Source organism: Citrobacter werkmanii (assembly GCF_008693645.1).
Classification (GTDB): Bacteria; Pseudomonadota; Gammaproteobacteria; order Enterobacterales; family Enterobacteriaceae; genus Citrobacter; species Citrobacter werkmanii.
On the sequence record NZ_CP044101.1, the window covers coordinates 3,604,575 to 3,627,716 of the forward strand.

Genomic DNA, 23,142 nt, shown 5'->3' on the forward strand with positions numbered 1-23,142 from the left:
TTATTAGATTAGCACAATGACATAACTTTTCACTTCCCTACTCAACATAACAGAAGTGTATCGCCGATCACTAATTTTGAATCTCGTCACAGGTCCTTATTATAGTGTGTGTTTGATCTCGTTTTCTTTATGGTTGTTACATAGAATGTGCACGAAAACTAAACCTGCCTCATATTTGGAGCAAATATGGACCGCGTTCTTCATTTTGTCCTGGCCCTTGCCGTGGTTGCGGTACTCGCACTGCTGGTAAGCAGTGACCGTAAAAAAATCCGCATTCGTTATGTTATTCAACTGCTTGTTATTGAAGTGTTACTGGCATGGTTCTTCCTGAACTCTGATGTCGGTCTGGGCTTCGTGAGAGGCTTCTCCGAGATGTTTGAGAAACTGCTCGGATTCGCTAATGAAGGGACAAACTTTGTCTTCGGCAGCATGAACGACAAAGGCCTGGCATTCTTCTTCCTGAAAGTGCTTTGCCCGATCGTCTTCATTTCCGCGCTGATCGGTATTTTGCAGCATATCCGCGTTCTGCCAATTGTCATCCGCGCGATTGGTTTCCTGTTATCTAAAGTCAACGGTATGGGTAAGCTGGAATCCTTTAACGCCGTCAGCTCCCTGATCCTGGGTCAGTCCGAGAACTTTATCGCCTATAAAGATATTCTCGGCAAAATGTCCCGCAACCGTATGTACACCATGGCTGCAACAGCGATGTCGACGGTTTCCATGTCTATCGTCGGCGCGTATATGACCATGCTGGAGCCGAAGTACGTGGTTGCTGCGCTGGTTCTGAACATGTTCAGCACCTTTATCGTCTTGTCGCTGATCAACCCCTACACCGTTGATGCCAGCGAAGAAAACATTCAGATGTCTAACCTGCACGAAGGCCAGAGCTTCTTCGAAATGCTGGGTGAATACATCCTGGCAGGTTTCAAAGTGGCAATTATCGTTGCAGCCATGCTGATTGGTTTCATCGCGCTGATCGCCGCCCTGAACGCCCTGTTCGCTACCGTGACCGGTTGGTTTGGCTACAGCATCTCCTTCCAGGGCATCCTGGGCTACATCTTCTACCCGGTTGCATGGGTAATGGGTGTACCGTCCAGCGAAGCGTTGCAGGTGGGCAGTATCATGGCAACCAAACTGGTTTCTAACGAATTCGTCGCGATGATGGATCTGCAGAAAATCGCCTCTACGCTCTCTCCACGCGCTGAAGGCATCATCTCTGTGTTCCTGGTCTCCTTCGCTAACTTCTCTTCCATCGGGATTATCGCCGGCGCGATTAAAGGCCTGAACGAAGAACAAGGTAACGTGGTTTCCCGCTTTGGTCTGAAGCTGGTGTACGGCTCTACGCTGGTGAGCGTACTGTCTGCATCCATCGCAGCACTGGTGCTGTAAGCCTAAAACAACATTGTCGTGTTAAGACCGGGGAGGTTTTTCTCCCCGGTTTTTTTATGCGTGTTATTCAGCAAACCAAAGAAATATAAGGTGAGAACTGGCAGGATGTAAAAACAAAAAACCCCCGCTTTTCAGCGAGGGTTTAAATTTTGGTGGAGCTAAGCGGGATCGAACCGCTGACCTCTTGCATGCCATGCAAGCGCTCTCCCAGCTGAGCTATAGCCCCACGATGCTTTTACGTACAGACCAAATTTATTGGGATTAAATTTGGTGGAGCTAAGCGGGATCGAACCGCTGACCTCTTGCATGCCATGCAAGCGCTCTCCCAGCTGAGCTATAGCCCCGTCACGTAAAGCTTGTCGAGTTGACGGGCGGCATCATATGAATTCCCTTCGCGTGTGTCAACGGCAAAATTAACTCATAGAATTCAATCGCTGAAAAAGCAGTCAAATGAAGAACATTGCGTAACAACTCGCATTCAGTAGTTAAACGCGTCACGGTTTCTACTAAAATGGTGCTATAAAATGAGCCACTAATTAACCCCACGACTACTCAGGGAATCGTTATGTTCAAGGAACGGATGACGCCAGAAGAGCTTGCTAATCTGACCGGATACAGCCGACAGACCATCAATAAATGGGTGCGCAAGGAAGGTTGGGCTACATCACCAAAACCAGGCGTTCAGGGCGGTAAAGCCCGTCTGGTTCACGTCACCGAACAAGTTCGTGAATACATTCGCAGCGCTGAACGTTCAGCCGAAGGTTTATCAGATAACTTATCGTTATCCGGTGATACTTCGATTGAGGCGCTGCTGATTAGACTCGCCAAAGAGATGACGCCATCAGAACAGAAAATGTTTACGTCATTGATCCTGCGTGAAGGCATTACGGGTTTATTACAACGCTTAGGGATCCGCGAAAACAAATAATATGAAAAAATTACGCAGCAAAATGACGACCGAAGAGCTGGCGGAATGTCTCGGGGTAGCCAAACAAACCGTCAATCGTTGGATCAGAGAGCAAAACTGGACCACCGAAAAATTTCCCGGCGTTAAAGGTGGTCGTGCGAGACTTATTCATATTGACTCCGGTGTCCGCACGTTTCTGCTCAACGTTCCCGCTTTTCGCAAAGCTCCTGAGTTTTATCAGGCTGAAGAACCGCTGGCAGAATACACCCATGTAGTGCGCAGCCATGCCTGTCGCCAGATAATCAGCGCACTGGACAATATGTCGCCAACGGAACAAGAAAAGCTGGCGATGTATATCTCGCGCGAAGGGATTCGTAATTTCCTTATCCGTCTGGGCATTGATGAGTCTGAATAACAGGTAAAAAAAACGGCAGGAGCGCATCCTGCCGTTGTGTCAACAATTAGCCAGAATTACTGCTGACTTTCACGCTCTGCAATAAACGCCAGTGCTTTGTTAATACGCTCAACGCTGCGGGATTTACCAATCGCATGCACCGTGACGTCTAACGCCGGGGACTGACCCGCACCGGTTACCGCGACGCGCAGCGGCATCCCAACTTTACCCATGCCCACTTCCAGCTCATCAGCGGTTGCCTGAATCGCGTGGTGGACGTTTTCTGCCGTCCATTCGGTAATGGCGGCCAGTTTGTCGCGAACCACTTCCAGCGGCTGACGCGCAACCGGACGCAGGTGTTTCTTCGCCGCGTCAGCGTCGAACTCAGCAAAGTCTTCATAGAAGTAGCGGCAGCTCTGCGCCATTTCTTTCAGCGTCTTGCAACGCTCGCCCAGCAGTTTCACCAGCTCAGACAGTTGAGGCCCAACGCGAGTATCGATATTTTCCTGCTCAATGTGCCACTGCAGATGCGTTGCCACATATTCCGGTGCCAGCGCATTAATGTAGTGATGGTTCAGCCACTGCAATTTTTCAGTGTTGAACGCGCTCGCAGACTTGCTCACCGCACCGAGGGAGAACAGTTTAATCATCTCTTCACGGGTGAAGATTTCCTGATCGCCGCTGGACCAGCCCAGGCGCACCAGATAGTTCAGCAGCGCTTCCGGCAGATAGCCGTCATCGCGGTATTGCATCACGCTGACCGCACCGTGACGTTTAGAGAGTTTTTTACCGTCGTCGCCGTTGATCATCGACACGTGCGCGTAAACCGGCACCGGCGCATTCAGCGCTTTCAGGATATTGATCTGACGCGGGGTGTTGTTGATATGATCTTCGCCACGAATAACGTGAGTGATTTCCATATCCCAGTCATCGACAACCACGCAGAAGTTGTAGGTTGGGGAGCCGTCGGTACGGCGGATGATCAGATCGTCCAGCTCCTGGTTGCTGAATTCGATCGGCCCACGGATCTGATCGTCAAAAATAACGGAACCGTCCTGCGGGTTGGCAAAACGCACCACGCACGGTTCATCGGCGGCATGGTGCTCATGACCGTGGCGGCAGCGGCCGTCGTAACGCGGCTTCTCACCGTTCGCCATCTGCTCTTCGCGCAGCGCATCCAGACGCTCTTTGGAGCAGTAGCACTTATATGCGGTGCCTGCTTCCAGCATTTCATCAATAACAGCGTTGTAGCGATCAAAACGTTTGGTCTGGAAGTACGGGCCTTCATCCCATTCCAGATTCAGCCAGTTCATACCATCCATAATGGCTTCAATAGCTTCCGGCGTGGAGCGTTCGAGATCGGTGTCTTCAATACGCAGCACAAACTCACCGCCATGGTTACGTGCAAAAAGCCAGGAATAAAGAGCAGTACGCGCGCCGCCGACGTGCAGGTAACCTGTCGGGCTTGGCGCGAAGCGAGTTTTGATTTTCATGAAATGGCCTTACGTTTATAAAGATGCCGACAACCGGCAAATCCAGGGAAGATTATCAGGCTCGTATTCTATCACTGTGGTCTGATTCCTCAATGTTGATCGGGTTGGAACATCACGCTTTGCCATTTTCGTATACAAATCATGCTGCATGGATTGTTTTGCGATCGTTTTGTTTAAATTTACGACGAACGAACAATTTCTTTTGAAAATGCGTTGACTCATTTTCAACTCTCCCTATAATGCGACTCCACACAGCGGGGGTGATTAGCTCAGCTGGGAGAGCACCTCCCTTACAAGGAGGGGGTCGGCGGTTCGAACCCGTCATCACCCACCAACTACTTTATGTAGTCTCCGCCGTGTAAAAACAAGAAATTGAGAAGTGGGTGATTAGCTCAGCTGGGAGAGCACCTCCCTTACAAGGAGGGGGTCGGCGGTTCGATCCCGTCATCACCCACCACTTTCTCGCCAGCTGGATTTCTTGTTAAAATATGAAGTACCGAAGTGGGTGATTAGCTCAGCTGGGAGAGCACCTCCCTTACAAGGAGGGGGTCGGCGGTTCGATCCCGTCATCACCCACCACTTCGGGTCGTTAGCTCAGTTGGTAGAGCAGTTGACTTTTAATCAATTGGTCGCAGGTTCGAATCCTGCACGACCCACCAATGTAAAAAGGCGCCCTAAAGGCGCCTTTTTGCTATGCGCAAAATTCAACGATTCGAACCTGCAGCAGGTTCGGGTCGAACGTAGTGAGACAACGGAGCCGTTTACGGCGACGACCCGAAGGGCGAGCGAAGCGAGTCATCCTGCACGCCCCACCAATGTAAAAGAGGGCGCTGGCGGCGCCTTTTTGCTATCTGCGATATGGAAGTTTCGAATCTGCTTACCTGATGCGTTGCGCTTATCAGGCCTACAGGCAATACCGCACGCGTAGGCCGGATAAGATGTTTAGTCGCCATCCGGCGCAGACATCATACCATCAACGCCGCCACCAGTTTCTCCAGCGCGGGCGTTGCCTGCTGCTGGTCATACACAATATACAAATCCGCCGGAATACGTTCCTCTAACGGACGGAACACCACACCCGGCCAGCTCATTTGCGCATAACTGTCTGCAATCAACGTAATTCCAACTCCCATACTGATCATCGCCAACACCGTTTGCGGCTCCTTCACCTCGCGAATAATCATTGGTGAAAATCCGGCGCTTAGGCAAACGCGCTGTAAAAAAGCCCAGTCGGTATGAATGGAGGGCATTGTGACAAAATATTCGTTTCGCAACGCTTCCAATGGTATCGCGGCAAGTTCCGCCAGGGGATGCTCTTCTGGCATCGCCACCAGAAAAGAGGATTCGTGCAAACGTAGGCTGGTGAATCCAGGCGAAGGTTCTGTCGCCATCCGCCAAATTCCCGCATCCAGCTCACGTCGCTCCAGCATCGTCATCTGCATGGCTGGCATATTCTCGCGAAACAGCACCTCAACGTTAGGGTTATCTTTTAAGAAACGCCGCATCACTGGACGCATTTTTCCCCACATCGCCGTACCGATAACACCCAGCTCAATCCGCCCTGCGTCGCCGCGACCAATTTGCTCTACCCTCGCCAGCGCCTGATTTGCACTGGATAGCAATCGGCGCGACTCTTCCATCAAAATTTTTCCGGCATGTGTTAAGGCTACACTGCGGGAATGTCGGATAAACAGCAAAGTGCCGAGTTGTTGTTCCAGCTCTTTAATATGCGTACTGAGCGGCGGTTGCGACATATTCAGGCGAGCAGCAGCGCGTCCAAAATGCAGTTCTTCTGCGACAGCAAGAAAATAACGCAGTAACTTCAGATCGATACGGTGCGTGCGTTCCATGGATAATGCGCTCCTGAGGACAAAGGATAATGCGCAAAGTTACCACATCGCAGCACAGAACATGAAACAGCGGGTAGCAGGCCCCGCCGTTAATGTGCCAGTGATTTCTGCACCCGTCGTTCAGGGTCATGTTTATATTTGAAGAACAACGCAAAGATAACCGCAAGCGCTAACGCATACGCGGCAAAGACTAACCAGATAGTCTGCCAGTCCTTAACGCCATCGACAGAGAAGTAATCTACCGCCATCCCGCTCAGGATTGAGCCAACCCAAGCGCCCACGCCATTGACCATCGTCATAAACAGCCCCTGCGCACTGGCGCGAATGTTAGAACTCACTTCCTGCTCTACAAACACCGATCCTGAAATATTGAAGAAATCAAACGCGCAACCATAGACAATCATCGACATCAGCAGCATCACAAAGCCGACCGGGGACGGATCGCCAAAGGCAAAAAAACCAAAGCGCAGCGTCCACGCCAGCATGCTCATCAGCATTACCGTTTTAATACCAAAGCGTTTGAGGAAGAACGGGATAGTCAGGATAAAGCCCACTTCCGCCATCTGTGAAACTGAAAGCAAGATAGAGGGATACTTCACCACAAAACTGTCGGCAAACTCAGGATTACGAGCAAAATCATGCAGGAACGGATTGCCAAAGACATTAGTAATTTGCAGTACCGCCCCCAACATCATTGCAAACAAAAAGAAGATTGCCATACGTGGATTTTTAAACAAGACAAAAGCATCCAGCCCAAGCTTGCTGGCAAGCGTTGTGTTCGCTTTCTTCTCGGCAACCGGAATTTTCGGCAACGTCAGCGCATACAGAGCCAGCAGCAACGATGCGCCAGAAGCGATATACAGTTGCGCACTGCTCAGTTCCAGTCCCATCAGACTCACCGTCCACATGGCCACGATAAAGCCGATAGTGCCAAACACGCGAATGGGTGGGAAAGCGGTGACCGGGTCCTGACCCGATTGCGCCAGACACGAGTAGGAAACACTGTTCGATAACGCAATCGTCGGCATATATGCCATCGCGTTAACCAACATCACCCAGAACATGGTCTGCGGATCGGTAACGGTAGTGGCATATAGCAACACACCCGCGCAGACAAGATGGCAAAGCATGTAGGCGCGTTCGGCGCGTAGCCATTTATCGGCAATGATCCCCATTATGCCCGGCATGATAATCGCTGCCAGCCCTTTCGAACTGTAGACCATACCCACATTCGCGCCGGTAAAATCCAGGGTATTAATCATGTAAGAACCCAGGGTAACCAGCCAGCTCCCCCAGATGAAATATTGCAAAAACGACATGAGCTTTAAGCGAGATGCGATACCCATTTTTCCGTTCCTTGCCAAAAAAGTAAGACCCCGCAAGCGGGGTCAATTTTTAATTATTCAGGCCAGTTTGCGCAAAAAGCCGCAGATCAGATTGATAAAGTTCTGCCGGGAGAGTTCCGCTGCCGCCAGCGTCTGCGCGTGAGATAATTTCACATCGCCCAAACCTTCCGCCAGGTTAGTGATCGCTGCGACCGCAACCACTTTCAGACCGCAATGGCGGGCAGAGATAACTTCAGGCACCACCGACATCCCCACGACATCGCCACCAATGATTTGCATCATGCGAATTTCTGCCGCGGTTTCAAAGTTTGGTCCCGGATAAGAGACAAACACGCCTTCGCTCAGCGGGAAACCTTCTTCTGCGGCAACGGTTTGCAGGATTGCACGATAGTCAGCATCATAGGCATTCGCCAGCGAAAAGAATCGCTCGCCAAAACGATCATCGTTAAGTCCCACCATCGGTGTACCAGGCATCGTATTGATGTGATCGCTAAGCGCAACCAGACTACCTGGCCCAACTTCAGGGCGGAGGGAGCCTGCGGCATTAGTACAAAATAACAGTTCACAGCCCAGCAGCTTCAGTGTGCGAATGGCATCGGTCATCACCGTCATACCGCGCCCTTCATAAAAATGCCCGCGACCTTTCATACAGGCCACCGGTACGCCCGCCAGATTTCCCAGCACCAGTTCACCGGCATGACCGTGAACGGTGCTCACCGGGAATCCGGGAAGTTTCTCGTAAGAAATGGCCACCGCATCCTCAATTTGATCCGCCAACGCGCCCAGGCCTGAGCCAAGAATAAAAGCGACGCGTGGAGTGAAATCCGGCTTGTAGCCACGAATAATATCGGCGCTGTACCAGGGATTTTGCGAGAAAAGAGAGTGGCTCATGAGATATCCTTAATACTGAGTAATCGAAAATAACGTCGCGTACCACACTGTTATAGCGGGACTACGCAATCGATTACCAATACCGTTTATCCCGACAAGCGATAGTAAATCGGTATCGATGAGGTACGCTAAACTGGTTTGAATTCACATTATTTTTCTGCCAGAAATGGCATGGGGCGGTTTATATCTTATACAGCGGATCGCTTGCGCGACCAGCAGTTAACTCACTGGCCTGCATGCGCACCACGTCCCACAACGCCTGAGCCGCGGTAGATAAAGAACGGTTTTTACGTCGCGCCAGCATCAATTGTCGTTCAACCACCGGCGTCAGACGCTTAACCTGTAAATGGCTACCCTGCGGTAAGGGGAGCGCCAGCGCGGGCAGTACGCTGATACCAATGCCCGCCTCTACCATCGGAAACAACGTGGCCGGGTGACCAATCTCCTGAACAATATTGGCATCAATCGAAAAGTGGGCCAGCGCCGCATCGATCAGCGGTCGACTGCCGGAAGCGTAATCCTGTAGCACCAGACGCTCATGATAGAGATCCTGCCAGTTGACCCATTCCCGCTGGGCTAACGGATGATCCTGCCGACACAGTAACAGGAAAGGTTCGGACAGTACGGCTTCACACTGCAGATCGGTCACAGCACCAGGATCAATCACAATGCCAAAATCGACTTCTCCCTGGCGAATGCTTTCCAGCACCCACTGCTGTGGCCTGTCGTGCAGCACAAAATCGATCGCAGGATAAAGCTGATTACTCTGGGCAATACACTGTGGAATCAGGTGTGCGGAGATCGTCTGGCTGGCGGCAACGCGCACCGTTCCGGTTAACTGCGTCCCCACCTGGCCTGCTTCACGCAGGGTGCTGTGCAGTTCATCCAGAATACGCTCCAGTCGTGCCGCCAACTGATGCCCGGCTTCTGTCAGTACCACTTCTCGTGTTGTTCTATCTAATAATCGGACGCCCGTCTGCCCTTCCAGCTCTTTAACGCTATGGCTGACCGCCGACTGGCTTAAGCCAATGATATCCCCCGCCCGGCTAAAACTTTTAGCCTGAGCGACGGTAACAAAGATACGGAGCTGACGCAGAGAGTAATTCATCTATTCGATTCATATATGGATGCAATAAATCAATTTTATTTCTCAAACGGAAAAACGCAAAATGTTCCTACCGAATTTCAGGAGCTTTTATGAAACTATTTCGTATTCTTGATCCGTTCACGATAACGCTAATTACCGTCGTTTTACTGGCTTCCTTTTTCCCGGCCGAGGGCGGTTTTGTCCCTTTTTTTGAAGGATTAACCACCGCCGCCATTGCCCTGCTGTTTTTTATGCACGGGGCAAAGCTGTCGCGTGAGGCCATTATTGCCGGCGGTAGCCATTGGCGTTTGCATCTGTGGGTCATGTGCAGCACTTTCGTCGTCTTCCCGGTATTGGGTGTTCTGTTCGCATGGTGGGCACCGGTTAATGTTGACCCGATGCTGTATACCGGTTTCCTGTATCTGTGTATTTTGCCGGCCACGGTGCAGTCGGCCATCGCCTTTACATCGCTGGCGGGAGGTAACGTCGCCGCCGCCGTGTGCTCCGCTTCGGCCTCCAGCCTGCTGGGTATTTTCCTTTCACCGCTGCTGGTAGGCCTGGTGATGAATATGCACGGCGCGGAAGGCAGCCTGGAGCAGGTGGGGAAAATTATGCTGCAACTGCTGCTGCCGTTCGTGTTGGGACATCTTTCACGTCCATGGATTGGTAACTGGGTATCACGACATAAAAAGTGGATCGCCAAAACGGACCAATCCTCCATTTTACTGGTGGTGTACTCTGCCTTTAGCGAAGCCGTGGTTAACGGGATCTGGCACAAAGTGGGAATCGGCTCACTGCTGTTTATCTGCGTGGTCAGCATCGTTCTGCTGGCCATTGTGATTGGCATAAACGTCTTTGTTGCCCGGAAATGCGGCTTCAATAAAGCCGATGAAATCACCATTGTCTTCTGCGGTTCGAAAAAGAGCCTGGCGAATGGGATCCCAATGGCAAATATTCTGTTTCCGACTTCGGTGATTGGCATGATGGTGCTGCCTTTGATGATCTTCCATCAAATTCAGCTGATGGTCTGCGCCGTGCTGGCCCGTCGCTACAAGCAACAGACGGACGCATTGCTGGCGCAGCAGAAAAGCCGCGCCGCAAAGGCTTAAAGCGGGCGTTTCAGGGGCTGCACCAGTTGCGTCAGCCCCTCAGTTTTAATCAGCAGCGTGATTTGCATCAGCTCGCCCAGTTTACCCGCCGGGAATTCATCCTTACGGGCAAACCACAGCAGATACTCTTCCGGGACATCAATCAGCCGACGCCCCTTATATTTACCGAAGGGCATCACGGTGTTAGCGATCTCAACCAGCTGCTCTTTTTCCATCTCAGGCACCCAGTAAGCGGATCATTTCAGCTTCATCAATCACGGTAATACCCAGTTCCTGCGCTTTTGCCAGTTTCGAACCCGCCGCTTCGCCGGCAATCACCAGATCGGTTTTCTTCGACACGCTACCGGCCACTTTGGCGCCCAGTTCGGTTAATCGTGCTTTGGCGTCATCACGCGACATCAGGCTCAGGCTTCCGGTCAGCACCACCGTTTTGCCCGCGAACGGGCTGTCGATTTCCTCAGCGTTGATAACCACCGGGGCGGGCCAGTGAATGCCCTGCGCCAGCAACTGGCCTATCACCTCGCGGTTGCTCTCTTCGGCAAAGAAATTAAACACGTGCGTCGCGACCACAATGCCAACATCCGGCACTTTTTGCAGCTCTTCGACAGAGGCCGCTTCCAGCACATCCAGAGTGCCGAAATACGCCGCCAGACCTGCGGCAGTGGCCTCGCCGACTTCACGAATGCCCAGCGCGTAGAGGAAACGGGCAAACGTCGTTTCTTTCGCTTTTTCCAGCGCATTCACCACGTTTTGCGCCGACTTTGGCCCCATCCGCTCGAGTCCGGTGAGCTTGCCTGCCGTCAGGGTGAAGAGATCTGCTGGCGTATGGACATACTCTTTCTCCACCAGTTGATCGATAATTTTGTCGCCCATACCGTCAACATCGAGCGCGCGGCGGGAAACAAAGTGTTTCAACGATTCCTTACGCTGGGCGCCGCAAATCAGGCCGCCAGTACAGCGAGCGACCGCTTCGCCTTCCACACGTTCAACATCAGACCCACACACCGGACAGTGCTGTGGAAACACGATTTCACGCGTCTCTTCCGGGCGCTCGGAAAGCACCACGTTGACCACCTGCGGGATTACATCGCCTGCCCGGCGAATAACGACTTTATCGCCAATACGCAACCCCAAACGATCGATTTCATCGGCATTATGCAGAGTGGCGTTACTGACCAGAACCCCGGCAACCTGAACTGGCTCAAGGCGAGCAACGGGCGTAATCGCCCCGGTACGTCCGACCTGAAACTCAACATCGCGAACAAAGGTCATCTGCTCCTGCGCCGGAAACTTAAAGGCCACCGCCCAGCGCGGCGCACGAGCGACAAAGCCCAGTTGCTCCTGCAACGCCATGGAGTTGACTTTAATCACCACACCGTCAATATCGAAGCCCAGCGTCGGTCGGTCTTCTTCAACCTTATGATAGTAAGTGAGTACTTCCTCCGGCGAGTCACACAGCGCTACCCTGTCGCTTACCGGCAGTCCCCACTCTTTAAATTGCAGCAGACGGCCGAGGTGAGTATCAGGCAGCGCGCCGCCTTCCAGCACACCAACGCCATAGCAGAAGAAAGTAAGCGGTCGCTTCGCCGTGATACGGGGATCAAGCTGGCGTAATGACCCGGCGGCGGCGTTGCGCGGATTAGCAAACACTTTATTGCCGGTGCGGCGGGCTTCTTCATTAATTTTTTCAAATCCGGCCTGTGGCAGGAACACTTCCCCGCGCACTTCCAGACGCGTGGGAATATTATCGCCACGCAGTTTTAACGGGATCGCGCGGATAGTGCGCACGTTAGAGGTAATATCCTCCCCCGTGGTGCCATCACCGCGCGTTGCGGCGCTGACCAGTACGCCGTTTTCATACAGGATACTGACCGCCAGGCCGTCCAGTTTCAGTTCACAGCACCAGGTCAGCTTATCGGTGCTCTTCAGTCGGTCCTGCACGCGCTTGTTGAAGGCGAGAAAACTCTCCTCATCAAACACGTTATCCAGCGACAGCATCGGCACTTCATGGCGAATCTGGCTGAACGCCGACAACGGCGCGGCGCCAACGCGTTGGGTTGGCGAGTCGGGGGTAACAAGGTCCGGATGCTGCGCTTCCAGCTCGCGCAGTTCACGCATCAGGCGATCATATTCCGCATCGGGAATTTCCGGCGCGTCCATCACATGGTAGAGATACTCATGATGGCGAAGCGTGGTTCGCAGTTCTGTCAGTTGTTGTTCGATTGATTCCATATCGCACCATCAATGATAAAAAACCCCCGACAGGCGGGGGTTTAGCAAGGAAATGTCACGCCAGAAGAAAATCAGGCGTGAGATTCTTTAACTTCGCGGATGCGGTCCTGATATTCCCGCAGTTTCTGCGGCGTCATCATACGACGTTGATCGTCGAGCACCACACCGCCAACTTCATCAGCAATGTGCTGCGCGGACTGCAGCATCAGCTTAAAGTTTTGCAGCTCGTCCCCATAGGACGGAACCTGCATAAAAATAGTCACGCCAGGCGTGCTGAAGTCGCCCGTCATCTCCGGGTCAAACGTACCAGGATTAACCATGTTGGCAAGACTGAACAGCGACGGACCGCTGCCATCCGGGCTCAGGTGACGATGGAAAATATTCATATCGCCAAATTTAAAACCGGCTTGCTGAATGCTGTTGAGCAGCACATCACCGTTGAGCTCGCTGCCATGGTGAGCCGCGACGTTCATAATAATGACCGCTTCTTTACGCTGCGGTTTTTCGGCAACAGGCGCGTCTTCAACGACCGGCTCAGGCTGCGGTTGGTGTTCAACGACAGGCTCTGCTGGCTGGAAGGTCTGCGGCGCAGGCTGCGGAGCCTGCTGCACGGGCTGCTGAACCTGCGGAGCAACGGGCTGATGCTGTACCGGCTGTTGTACCGGTTGCGGCTGAACAGGCTGATGTTGCACAGGCTGCTGCGGTTGAACAGGCTGAGGCTGCTGCTGAACATGCGGCGGCGGTACCGGCGCTTGTGCAGGCTGCTGCGCGGTTTGACGCGGCTGAGCAGACGCATAAGGCGGCTGGTACTGGTGTTGCGGCGACTGAGGAGGAACACCATGTTCCTGCGCGTTACCGGGAGCATGATTCACACGATGAACGCGAACTTCGCCCACGCCTTCGTCTTCCTCGACGTTGTCGTCGAACGAATCCTCGTCTTCACGTTTAGACTTCATGCGTTTCAGTGGGCGATCGCGGAATATAGAAGACCGCTCTTTACGGCTAGTCCAAAAACCATGTACCAGTAAAGCGATTATGGCGATCGCGCCAACAATGATTAATATCAGACGCAAATCCTGCATCATTATATTCTCTGTTGTTCTAACACCTTGCCACCACGGCAAACATTTACTCACTAAGAGTATTTGTCGATTACGCCAAGTGCAAGTGCACTCTTGGCTTTCACGGCATAAAGATGAACAAAATTGTGCTTTTTGCTGTTTTTTCGAACATTTCCGAACAGCTTAACGCTCAACAACCCGGTAAGATACGCCAGGTTTACCAGAGCTTATATAACAAGGAGTATGTCCTGACCATGGTTTCATCATCTGCAGTTGTACCTCGCAGCGGCCTTTATTACTTTTCTCAGGGATGGAAGCTCATCTCCCAACCGGGCATTCGTCGTTTTGTTATTCTGCCTTTACTGGTGAATATCCTGTTGATGGGCGGCGCATTCTGGTGGTTATTTAGCCAACTCGATAGCTGGATCCCTGCGCTGATGAGCCACGTACCTGACTGGCTTCAATGGCTCAGCTATTTGCTGTGGCCGATCGTTACCATTTCCGTACTGTTAGTGTTCGGCTACCTGTTCTCCACCGTCGCCAACTGGATTGCCGCACCGTTTAACGGCTTGTTGGCGGAGCAACTTGAAGCGCGCTTAACGGGCGCAACGCCACCCGACACTGGCGTTCTCGGCATCATGAAAGACGTTCCTCGCATTATGAAACGTGAATGGCAAAAGCTGGCGTGGTATCTCCCGCGCGCCTTCGTTTTGCTGATCCTCTATTTTATTCCGGGCATTGGACAGACCGTCGCCCCGGTGCTGTGGTTCCTGTTCAGCGCGTGGATGTTGGCCATTCAGTACTGTGATTATCCGTTTGATAACCACAAGGTGCCTTTTAAGGAGATGCGCGTCGCGCTGCGCACGCGTAAGGTGACCAATATGCAGTTTGGCGCGTTGACCAGTCTGTTCACCATGATCCCGGTACTCAATCTGTTCATTATGCCGGTTGCGGTTTGTGGCGCCACGGCGATGTGGGTAGACTGCTATCGTGCTAAGCATGCGTTATGGAAGTAATGCAAAAATGTGTAAAAGCGGGCTGGCTTATGTCCGCTCTTATTCCATACTGCAAGGCATTATTTCCCATCAGCATATAGATATGCGATTTACTTACTTCCCCATACTTTCTCAACAGGTATGCTGAAGCGGTATCCCAATTTCATACAGTTAAGGACAGGCCATGAGTAAGATTTTTGAAGACAACTCGCTGACTATCGGTCATACGCCGCTGGTTCGACTGAACCGTATCGGTAACGGACGCATTCTGGCGAAGGTGGAATCACGTAACCCGAGCTTTAGCGTCAAATGCCGTATCGGTGCCAATATGATTTGGGATGCCGAAAAACGTGGGGTACTGAAACCGGGCGTTGAGCTGGTAGAACCGACCAGCGGCAATACCGGCATCGCGCTGGCCTACGTTGCCGCCGCTCGTGGTTACAAACTGACGTTAACCATGCCGGAAACCATGAGCATTGAGCGCCGCAAGCTGTTAAAAGCGCTGGGCGCGAATCTGGTGCTGACCGAAGGCGCAAAAGGGATGAAAGGCGCGATCCAAAAAGCGGAAGAAATTGTGGCCAGCGATCCGGAAAAATTCCTGCTGCTGCAGCAGTTCAGCAACCCGGCCAACCCGGAAATCCACGAAAAAACCACCGGGCCGGAAATCTGGGAAGATACCGATGGCCAGGTTGATGTCTTTATTTCCGGCGTCGGCACCGGCGGTACGCTGACTGGCGTGACCCGTTACATTAAAGGCACCAAAGGTAAAACGGATCTGATCACCGTCGCGGTAGAACCGACCGACTCCCCTGTCATCACCCAGGCCCTGGCGGGTGAAGAACTCAAACCGGGTCCGCATAAAATTCAGGGTATCGGCGCAGGCTTCATTCCAGGTAACCTTGATCTGAAGCTTATCGATAAAGTCGTTACCATCACCAATGATGAAGCTATCTCTACCGCACGTCGCCTGATGGAAGAAGAAGGTATTCTGGCGGGGATCTCTTCCGGTGCTGCGGTTGCTGCCGCGCTCAAGCTCCAGGAAGATGAAACCTTTACCAATAAGAATATAGTGGTTATTCTACCGTCATCGGGTGAGCGTTATCTGAGCACTGCACTGTTTGCCGATCTCTTCACTGAGAAAGAACTGCAACAGTAATGCCAGCATGTTAAAAACGCGTAAAAAAGCACCCTTTTGGGTGCTTTTTTGTGGCCTGCTTCAAAGTTTCAACTCTCCTGGCATTGATTCAACCCGCCGGAACTGGTATTTAACCAAGCTAATTATTTTGATGCGCGAAATTAATCGTTACAGGAAAAGCGCTAGCTGAATCGATTTTATGATTTGGTTCAACTCTTCCTTTCGCTGCATAATGTTTAATGACGAACGAAACGTCAGCGGCAAGAAGTTGCCAACAACGGATTGTACCGAACTCCTTTTGTGTCGCGTCCAGTTTACGCCGATGCTAACAATACAGGCTAAAGTTGAACCGCCAGGCTAGACTTTAGTTCCACAACACTAAACCTATAAGTTGGGGAAATATAATGTTCCAGCAAGAAGTTACCATTACCGCTCCGAACGGTCTGCATACTCGCCCTGCTGCTCAGTTTGTTAAAGAAGCAAAAGGTTTTACTTCTGAAATTACTGTGACTTCCAACGGCAAAAGCGCTAGCGCCAAAAGCCTGTTTAAACTGCAGACTCTGGGCCTGACTCAGGGTACCGTTGTCACCCTGTCCGCAGAAGGTGAAGACGAGCAGAAAGCAGTTGAGCATCTGGTAAAACTGATGGCTGAACTCGAGTAAGTTCAACGAGTTCTTTTAAATATCAGTCACAAGTAAGGTAGGGTTATGATTTCAGGCATTTTAGCATCCCCGGGTATCGCTTTCGGCAAAGCATTGCTGCTGAAAGAAGACGAAATCGTCATTGACCGGAAAAAAATTTCTGCCGACAAGGTTGATCAGGAAGTTGAACGTTTTCTGAGCGGTCGTGCCAAGGCATCTGCGCAACTGGAAGCGATCAAAACCAAAGCTGGTGAAACGTTCGGTGAAGAAAAAGAAGCCATCTTTGAAGGGCATATCATGCTGCTCGAAGATGAGGAGCTGGAGCAGGAAATCATAGCCCTGATTAAAGATAAGCACATGACGGCTGATGCAGCTGCGCATGAAGTTATCGAAGGTCAGGCCACAGCCCTGGAAGAGCTGGATGATGAATACCTGAAAGAACGTGCGGCTGACGTACGTGACATCGGTAAACGCCTGCTGCGTAACATTCTGGGTCTGGCGATCATCGACCTGAGCGCGATTCAGGAAGAAGTTATCCTGGTTGCCGCAGACCTGACCCCGTCAGAAACCGCACAGCTGAACCTGAACAAGGTGCTGGGTTTCATCACTGACGCGGGGGGACGTACTTCCCACACCTCCATCATGGCGCGTTCTCTGGAACTGCCTGCCATCGTCGGTACGGGTAGCGTCACCTCTCAGGTGAAAAACGACGATTATCTGATTCTGGATGCCGTAAACAACCAGGTTTACGTCAATCCGACCAACGACGTTATCGAGCAACTGCGTGCCGTTCAGGAGCAGGTAGCGACCGAGAAAGCGGAACTCGCAAAACTGAAAGATCTGCCGGCGATCACGCTGGACGGACATCAGGTTGAAGTTTGCGCCAACATCGGTACCGTGCGTGACGTTGAAGGCGCTGAGCGTAACGGCGCTGAAGGTGTTGGTCTGTACCGCACCGAATTCCTGTTCATGGACCGTGAATCGCTGCCGACTGAAGAAGAACAGTTCGCTGCGTATAAAGCCGTGGCTGAAGCCTGTGGCTCTCAGGCGGTCATCGTCCGTACCATGGACATCGGCGGCGATAAAGAGCTGCCGTACATGAACTTCCCGAAAGAAGAGAACCCGTTCCTGGGCTGGCGCGCCGTACGTATCGCCATGGATCGTAAAGAGATCCTGCGTGACCAGGTTCGCGCTATCCTGCGCGCCTCTGCTTTCGGTAAACTGCGCATCATGTTCCCGATGATCATCTCTGTTGAAGAAGTGCGCGCGCTGCGCAAAGAGATCGAAATCTACAAACAGGAACTGCGCGACGAAGGTAAAGCTTTTGACGAAAGCATTGAGATTGGCGTGATGGTGGAAACACCGGCTGCGGCAACAATTGCGCGTCATTTAGCCAAAGAAGTTGATTTCTTTAGTATCGGCACCAATGATTTAACGCAGTACACCCTGGCAGTTGACCGTGGTAATGATATGATTTCACACCTTTACCAACCGATGTCGCCATCTGTGCTGACGCTGATCAAGCAAGTTATTGATGCTTCTCATGCTGAAGGCAAATGGACTGGCATGTGTGGTGAGCTTGCAGGCGACGAACGTGCTACACTTCTGTTGCTGGGGATGGGTCTGGACGAATTCTCTATGAGCGCCATTTCTATCCCGCGCATTAAGAAGATTATCCGTAACACGAACTTCGAAGATGCGAAGGTGTTAGCAGAGCAGGCTCTTGCTCAACCGACAACGGACGAGTTAATGACGCTGGTTAACAAGTTCATTGAAGAAAAAACAATCTGCTAATCCACGAGATGCGGCCCAATTTACTGCTTAGGAGAAGATCATGGGTTTGTTCGATAAACTGAAATCTCTGGTTTCTGATGATAAGAAAGACACCGGAACTATTGAGATTGTTGCTCCGCTCTCTGGCGAGATCGTCAACATCGAAGACGTGCCGGATGTAGTTTTTGCTGAAAAAATCGTTGGTGATGGCATCGCTATCAAACCAACCGGTAATAAAATGGTCGCCCCTGTTGATGGCACCATCGGCAAAATCTTTGAAACCAACCACGCTTTCTCTATCGAATCCGACAGCGGCATTGAGCTGTTTGTTCACTTCGGTATTGATACCGTTGAACTGAAAGGCGAAGGCTTCAAGCGTATCGCTGAAGAAGGTCAGCGCGTTAAAGTGGGCGACCCGGTTATTGAATTCGATCTGCCGCTGCTGGAAGAAAAAGCCAAGTCGACCCTGACTCCGGTTGTTATCTCCAACATGGACGAAATCAAAGAGCTGATCAAACTGTCCGGTAGCGTGACCGTGGGTGAAACTCCGGTTATCCGCATCAAGAAGTAATTCTTGCCGCAGAGAAGAATGGCGCCAGATGGCGCCATTTTTTTATCTAACGGATGGCGGCGTTAAATTTGTGAGGTCATCGGCCGGTAACACGCCTCGCGCATCAGGATTTTCATCCCTTCCGGTCCGCTTTCCAGCATCCGCCTTTCGGAATCAGACACCAGCAGTTCACAATCATACCCACCCGCAATACCAAACATCGCCCGCGCTACACAAATGTCTTCCAGCGCCTCTGTGCCGCTGGTATCAAAATGCCCGACTAAACGTCCATGCTGACGAACCACCAGCCGATAACTTTTCATCGCGCCTCCCCTGCCGGTGGCAGAATTAATTCATCACAACCGCACTGATGCGTCCAGCTCATGACGTCCAGCACGCGCTGCGCGGCATCGTATGCTGCCGTAGTCAGCGCTTTCCCCAGCACAATGCCGCTCACCAGTTCAGCACAGAACAGATCGCCGGTGCCTTTTAAATCCGTCTTCACCCGCGGGTGAGCGAACACCTCAACCGTTTCAGCCGTCACTACCGCCACATTAATATTCTCTTCGCTATCGCCCGGCGCGCTGGTGATCACCACCCATTTCAGCGTGTCGCTAAGCAGAGATTTTGCCGCTGCGATTGCTTCATCAAGCGTACGACACGGCTTTCCGCTCAGCATTTGCAGCTCGAATACGTTCGGCGTCAGCCCCTGCGCCAGCGGCAGCAGATGCTGACGATAAGCCTCCGGGATTTCGGCTTTAACATACATACCGCTATCCGTATCGCCAATCACGGGGTCAACCAAAATGCACAGGTCCGGATGCGTGGCCCGAACGGTTTCCAGCCACTGTGCCAGCAAGGCGATTTGCTCCGCGCTGCCCATGTACCCTGTCGTCACCGCCTTTAGCTCGCGTAAGGCATCACGTTCGCTTAAGGCGCGCAGATAGCCGCTAAACCAGTCGGGCGGAATAACGCCGCCGTAAAAAGTTTCATAATGCGGGGTGTTACTGAACAGTACCGTGGGTACTGCCGTCACGCGTAATCCCTGCGCTTTAATGGCCGGCACAGCGATACTGTTGCCTACGCTGCCATATACCACCTGTGACTGGACGGCGACGATATCGGTCTGTAATGCCCGATGTTTGTCGTCAAAGAGCACTGACTGAATATCACTCTCCTGCTCCATTAATTTCTCCTCTCGCTGGACAGCGCGCTTACGCCTCATTATTATCGTCATATGCTAAAATTCATTTTGTCATAGGTCAATAATGATCGACGGAAAAACCGCTAACGAAATTTTTGACAGTATCCGTCAACATGTCGCTACAGGCACGCTGGTAGCGGGAGAAACGTTGCCGCCAGTGCGGGAACTGGCAACGGAATTAAACGTGAACCGCAATACTGTCGCGGCGGCTTACAAACGTCTGGTCACCTCCGGGTTGGCACAGAGTCTGGGACGCAACGGCACCGTGATTAAGGGGATTACTGCCCCCGTTGCGCTGGAAGGTGGGAACCCAGATACCCCACTAATCGATCTTTCCGGCGGTAACCCAGCCCCCTCACGGCTTCCTGACCTGAGTAGTTATTTCGCGAAGATAAATAAGAATCCGCGCTTGTACGGCGATGCCGCTGTATCATCTGGACTTAAGGTATGGGCATCACAATGGATGCAAAATGCCATGCCCGGCGAAGGTGAAATTGATATCACCAGCGGCGCCATTGACGCCATTGAGCGGCTGCTGTGCGCCCATTTGCTGCCCGGCGATAGCGTGGTTGTAGAAGACCCGTGCTTTTTAAGCAGCATCAACATGCTGCGTTATGCCGGATTCTCCGCCAGTCCAGCCAACGTTGATCGCGAAGGCATGCTGCCGGACCAACTGGAACTCGCACTACAGAAAGGCGCGCGGGCGGTGATTCTGACGCCGCGCGCGCATAACCCGACAGGATGCAGTCTGAGCGCATCCCGCGCGGCGCAATTGCAGGAAATCCTGGCCCGCTATCCGCAGACGCTGGTGATTGTCGACGACCACTTTGCGCTGCTGTCCGCTTGCCGCTGGTATCCGGTGATTACGCAAGAAACCACGCACTGGGCGATAGTCCGTTCGATGTCGAAAACTTTAGGCCCGGATTTACGCCTGGCTATCGTCGCCAGCGATCCCGTCACTTCCGGGAAACTGCGTTTACGGCTCAACTCCGGCAGTCAGTGGGTCAGCCATCTGCTGCAGGATTTAGCCTGCGCCTGCCTGAGTGACGAGACATATCAACACACGCTGGCGCAAACACAGCAGTTTTACGCCGTCCAGCAGCAAAAGCTAAATTCAGCTCTGCGCCAATATGGTATTGAACTGCCCGTCGGGGACGGTCTGAATCTGTGGTTACCGCTGGCAGATCACAGTCAGGCGATCGCATTTGCGCTGGCAAAGTCCGGCTGGCTGGTACGCGAAGGCGAAGTGTTCGGCGTCAATACGCCTGCACATGGTTTACGCATTACGCTGTCAACATTAGAAGACAGCGACATTGATAAGCTGGCGGCTGATATTCATCAGGCGCTCAAGCGCTAACAGGAGAGAAAAAGTGCGAGTTCATTTTGTTATTCATGAGTCTTTTGAATCTGCTGGCGCGTACCTGCCATGGGCCGAATCGCGCGGCTATAGCATCACCTGGTCACGCGTATACGCTGGAGAAACGGTTCCCGCCAATGCCGATGGTTTCGATATGCTCGTCGTCTTTGGCGGCCCGCAGTCGCCCCGCACCACGCAGGCAGAGTGCCCATACTTTGACGCTCAGGCCGAGCAGCATCTGATCAACCAGGCGATTACGGCACGAAAAATCGTGGTGGGGATCTGTTTGGGTTCGCAGTTAATTGGCGAAGCGCTGGGCGCGAAGGTGTGTCAAAGCCCGGAAAAAGAGATTGGCCACTATCCAATCACCCTTACCGAATCAGGCCAACAGCACCCGTTATTCAGCCATTTTGGCTCACCGCTTATCGTCGGTCACTGGCACAACGACATGCCAGGGTTAACCGACCAGGCGATAATTCTGGCCGCAAGCGAGGGCTGCCCGCGACAAATCGTGCAATACGGTAATTTCGTCTATGGTTTCCAGTGCCATATGGAGTTCACAGCTGATGCGATTGAAGGATTAATTCAGCACTCAGAGCAAGAGCTGGCCGAAGCTGAAGGGAAACGCTTCATCCGCCCGGTTGAAGAGATGCGCGCCTGGGACTACCAGCAGATGAATGAGAAGCTGTGGCAATTCCTGGATAAGCTGGTGCAAAAACGTAACGAGTAATCATCCCTGGCCGGATAAAACATTATCCGGCCATCGTGCCAGGCAGTTACCTGATGGCGCTACGCTTATCAGGCCAACAAGTTAAATTCCCAGCCCCTGATTAAAGTGCTCTTCACCAAAGACGCCGGTCGAAAGGTAGCGATCGCCGCGATCGCAGATGATCGCCACAACTACCGCGCCGGGCGTGGCACGTGCGACGCGTAACGCGCCCGCGACCGCGCCGCCAGAGCTGACACCGCAGAAAATTCCTTCACGCACGGCCAGTTCACGCATGGTGTTTTCGGCATCATTCTGATGAATATCCAGCACCTCATCCACCAGCGAGGCGTTAAAAATGCCCGGCATATATTCCGCAGGCCAGCGGCGAATTCCCGGAATACTGCTGCCCTCTTCCGGCTGCAGGCCAACGATAGTGACCGCTTTTTCCTGCTCACGCAGAAAACGCGACACGCCGGTAATGGTACCGGTCGTCCCCATACTGGAGACAAAATGGGTGATGCGACCTGACGTCTGCTGCCAGATTTCGGGTCCGGTGGTGGTGTAGTGCGCATACGGGTTATCGGGATTATTAAACTGATCGAGCAGTTTACCTTCTCCGCGCTCAGACATAGCGAGGGCTAAATCGCGCGCCCCTTCCATCCCCTGTTCTTTAGTGACCAGAATCAGCTCCGCACCATAGGCACGCATTGCCGCCCGGCGTTCCTGGCTCATGTTGTCCGGCATCAGCAGCTTCATGCGGTAGCCCTTCAGCGCGGCGATCATCGCCAGCGCGATGCCAGTATTGCCGCTGGTGGCCTCAATCAATATGTCACCCGGCTTAATTTCCCCACGCTTTTCCGCTTCAACAATCATCGACAGCGCCGCCCGGTCTTTCACCGAACCCGCAGGATTATTCCCTTCCAGCTTGACCCAAATTTCGCTGCCGTTATCCGGCGCCAGACGTTGTAATTTCACCAGAGGCGTATTGCCAATTGTTTGTTCTAATGTGTTCACGTTTT

22 protein-coding genes, 6 tRNA genes and 1 other RNA gene are annotated in these 23,142 nt (G+C 52.5%); 16 read left to right on the forward strand and 13 right to left on the reverse strand.

What is annotated here, in order from left to right; translation table 11 throughout:
• Positions 1-186: 186 nt before the first annotated feature.
• Positions 187-1,389 (forward strand): nucleoside permease NupC, encoded by a 1,203-nt coding sequence (gene nupC / locus FOB24_RS18050; RefSeq protein ID WP_038642445.1) that lies wholly within the window; start codon positions 187-189, stop codon positions 1,387-1,389.
• Positions 1,390-1,539: 150 nt separating this feature from the next.
• Here nupC and FOB24_RS18055 read toward each other — a convergent pair.
• Positions 1,540-1,615, reverse strand: a tRNA-Ala gene (locus tag FOB24_RS18055).
• Between the two features lie 42 nt (positions 1,616-1,657).
• A tRNA-Ala gene (locus FOB24_RS18060) sits at positions 1,658-1,733 on the reverse strand.
• Positions 1,734-1,954: 221 nt separating this feature from the next.
• On the opposite strand from FOB24_RS18060, the gene FOB24_RS18065 reads away from it, so the two are divergent.
• Entirely contained in the window at positions 1,955-2,317 is a 363-nt protein-coding gene (locus FOB24_RS18065; RefSeq protein ID WP_006683575.1) for a YfeC-like transcriptional regulator, read from the forward strand.
• A gap of 1 nt (position 2,318) precedes the next feature.
• Positions 2,319-2,711 (forward strand): MerR family transcriptional regulator, encoded by a 393-nt coding sequence (locus tag FOB24_RS18070; protein WP_038642449.1) that lies wholly within the window; start codon positions 2,319-2,321, stop codon positions 2,709-2,711.
• A gap of 56 nt (positions 2,712-2,767) precedes the next feature.
• On the opposite strand, the gene gltX is transcribed toward FOB24_RS18070, so the two are convergent.
• Positions 2,768-4,183: a glutamate--tRNA ligase gene (gltX, locus tag FOB24_RS18075; protein ID WP_038642458.1), complete on the reverse strand. Its 1,416-nt coding sequence runs from the start codon at positions 4,181-4,183 to the stop codon at positions 2,768-2,770.
• Positions 4,184-4,441: 258 nt separating this feature from the next.
• Between gltX and FOB24_RS18080 the strand changes: the two genes are divergently transcribed.
• The 5 genes from FOB24_RS18080 (at position 4,442) to FOB24_RS18100 (ending at position 4,998) form a co-directional block, all read left to right on the forward strand.
• Positions 4,442-4,517, forward strand: a tRNA-Val gene (locus FOB24_RS18080).
• Between the two features lie 47 nt (positions 4,518-4,564).
• Positions 4,565-4,640 (forward strand) — tRNA-Val (locus FOB24_RS18085).
• A 46-nt stretch (positions 4,641-4,686) separates the two neighbouring features.
• Positions 4,687-4,762 (forward strand) — tRNA-Val (locus tag FOB24_RS18090).
• 4 nt (positions 4,763-4,766) lie between these two features.
• Positions 4,767-4,842, forward strand: a tRNA-Lys gene (locus FOB24_RS18095).
• A 22-nt stretch (positions 4,843-4,864) separates the two neighbouring features.
• Positions 4,865-4,998: non-coding RNA, RtT sRNA (locus FOB24_RS18100), on the forward strand.
• A gap of 150 nt (positions 4,999-5,148) precedes the next feature.
• Here FOB24_RS18100 and FOB24_RS18105 read toward each other — a convergent pair.
• The 4 genes from FOB24_RS18105 to FOB24_RS18120 form a co-directional block, all read right to left on the reverse strand.
• Entirely contained in the window at positions 5,149-6,033 is an 885-nt protein-coding gene (locus FOB24_RS18105; RefSeq protein WP_038642460.1) for a LysR family transcriptional regulator, read from the reverse strand.
• Between the two features lie 89 nt (positions 6,034-6,122).
• The gene (locus tag FOB24_RS18110; protein WP_042306957.1) at positions 6,123-7,379 is read right to left on the reverse strand and encodes a nucleoside permease; all 1,257 of its coding nucleotides are present in this window, start codon (positions 7,377-7,379) and stop codon (positions 6,123-6,125) included.
• A 57-nt stretch (positions 7,380-7,436) separates the two neighbouring features.
• Positions 7,437-8,270: a xanthosine phosphorylase gene (xapA, locus tag FOB24_RS18115; protein ID WP_087856971.1), complete on the reverse strand. Its 834-nt coding sequence runs from the start codon at positions 8,268-8,270 to the stop codon at positions 7,437-7,439.
• A gap of 181 nt (positions 8,271-8,451) precedes the next feature.
• Positions 8,452-9,378 carry a LysR family transcriptional regulator gene (locus FOB24_RS18120; RefSeq protein WP_069324504.1) on the reverse strand — a complete coding sequence of 309 codons (927 nt, stop codon included), beginning with the start codon at positions 9,376-9,378 and terminating at the stop codon, positions 8,452-8,454.
• An 89-nt stretch (positions 9,379-9,467) separates the two neighbouring features.
• On the opposite strand from FOB24_RS18120, the gene FOB24_RS18125 reads away from it, so the two are divergent.
• On the forward strand, positions 9,468-10,466 hold the full coding sequence (locus FOB24_RS18125; protein ID WP_150345277.1) for a bile acid:sodium symporter family protein: 999 nt from the start codon (positions 9,468-9,470) through the stop codon (positions 10,464-10,466).
• Here FOB24_RS18125 and FOB24_RS18130 read toward each other — a convergent pair.
• The 3 genes from FOB24_RS18130 to zipA form a co-directional block, all read right to left on the reverse strand.
• On the reverse strand, positions 10,463-10,681 hold the full coding sequence (locus FOB24_RS18130; RefSeq protein WP_032944144.1) for a DUF3820 family protein: 219 nt from the start codon (positions 10,679-10,681) through the stop codon (positions 10,463-10,465). The genes FOB24_RS18125 and FOB24_RS18130 overlap by 4 nt on opposite strands.
• A gap of 1 nt (position 10,682) precedes the next feature.
• Positions 10,683-12,698: an NAD-dependent DNA ligase LigA gene (ligA, locus tag FOB24_RS18135; protein ID WP_150345278.1), complete on the reverse strand. Its 2,016-nt coding sequence runs from the start codon at positions 12,696-12,698 to the stop codon at positions 10,683-10,685.
• Between the two features lie 71 nt (positions 12,699-12,769).
• Positions 12,770-13,783 (reverse strand): cell division protein ZipA, encoded by a 1,014-nt coding sequence (gene zipA, locus FOB24_RS18140; RefSeq protein ID WP_150345279.1) that lies wholly within the window; start codon positions 13,781-13,783, stop codon positions 12,770-12,772.
• A 230-nt stretch (positions 13,784-14,013) separates the two neighbouring features.
• Here zipA and cysZ point away from each other — a divergent pair, with 230 nt between their 5' ends.
• From cysZ to crr, 5 genes are all read left to right on the forward strand, one after another.
• Positions 14,014-14,775, forward strand: coding sequence for a sulfate transporter CysZ (cysZ, locus tag FOB24_RS18145; RefSeq protein ID WP_069324501.1), 762 nt, complete (start codon positions 14,014-14,016; stop codon positions 14,773-14,775).
• Positions 14,776-14,938: 163 nt separating this feature from the next.
• Positions 14,939-15,910, forward strand: a complete 972-nt coding sequence (gene cysK / locus FOB24_RS18150; RefSeq protein WP_038642476.1) for a cysteine synthase A — start codon at positions 14,939-14,941, stop codon at positions 15,908-15,910.
• 383 nt (positions 15,911-16,293) lie between these two features.
• Positions 16,294-16,551: a phosphocarrier protein Hpr gene (ptsH, locus tag FOB24_RS18155; protein WP_002913505.1), complete on the forward strand. Its 258-nt coding sequence runs from the start codon at positions 16,294-16,296 to the stop codon at positions 16,549-16,551.
• Positions 16,552-16,596: 45 nt separating this feature from the next.
• Positions 16,597-18,324, forward strand: coding sequence for a phosphoenolpyruvate-protein phosphotransferase PtsI (gene ptsI, locus FOB24_RS18160; protein WP_003038080.1), 1,728 nt, complete (start codon positions 16,597-16,599; stop codon positions 18,322-18,324).
• A 40-nt stretch (positions 18,325-18,364) separates the two neighbouring features.
• Positions 18,365-18,874: a PTS glucose transporter subunit IIA gene (gene crr / locus FOB24_RS18165; RefSeq protein WP_000522253.1), complete on the forward strand. Its 510-nt coding sequence runs from the start codon at positions 18,365-18,367 to the stop codon at positions 18,872-18,874.
• Positions 18,875-18,936: 62 nt separating this feature from the next.
• Here crr and FOB24_RS18170 read toward each other — a convergent pair whose 3' ends face one another.
• A complete protein-coding gene (locus tag FOB24_RS18170; RefSeq protein ID WP_038642483.1) occupies positions 18,937-19,176 on the reverse strand; it encodes a hypothetical protein in 240 nt (79 codons plus the stop codon).
• Positions 19,173-20,039 carry a pyridoxine/pyridoxal/pyridoxamine kinase gene (pdxK, locus tag FOB24_RS18175; RefSeq protein WP_038642485.1) on the reverse strand — a complete coding sequence of 289 codons (867 nt, stop codon included), beginning with the start codon at positions 20,037-20,039 and terminating at the stop codon, positions 19,173-19,175. The genes FOB24_RS18170 and pdxK overlap by 4 nt, the downstream gene beginning before the upstream one ends.
• Positions 20,040-20,121: 82 nt before the next feature.
• Between pdxK and ptsJ the strand changes: the two genes are divergently transcribed.
• Together ptsJ and FOB24_RS18185 are read left to right on the forward strand one after the other, a co-directional pair.
• Complete coding sequence (ptsJ, locus tag FOB24_RS18180) at positions 20,122-21,414, forward strand: MocR-like B6 salvage transcription factor PtsJ (RefSeq protein ID WP_150345280.1); 1,293 nt, start codon at positions 20,122-20,124, stop codon at positions 21,412-21,414.
• A gap of 13 nt (positions 21,415-21,427) precedes the next feature.
• Entirely contained in the window at positions 21,428-22,144 is a 717-nt protein-coding gene (locus FOB24_RS18185; protein WP_150345281.1) for a type 1 glutamine amidotransferase, read from the forward strand.
• 81 nt (positions 22,145-22,225) lie between these two features.
• Here FOB24_RS18185 and cysM read toward each other — a convergent pair whose 3' ends face one another.
• Positions 22,226-23,137, reverse strand: a complete 912-nt coding sequence (cysM, locus tag FOB24_RS18190; RefSeq protein WP_121529377.1) for a cysteine synthase CysM — start codon at positions 23,135-23,137, stop codon at positions 22,226-22,228.
• Between the last annotated feature and the right edge of the window lie 5 nt (positions 23,138-23,142).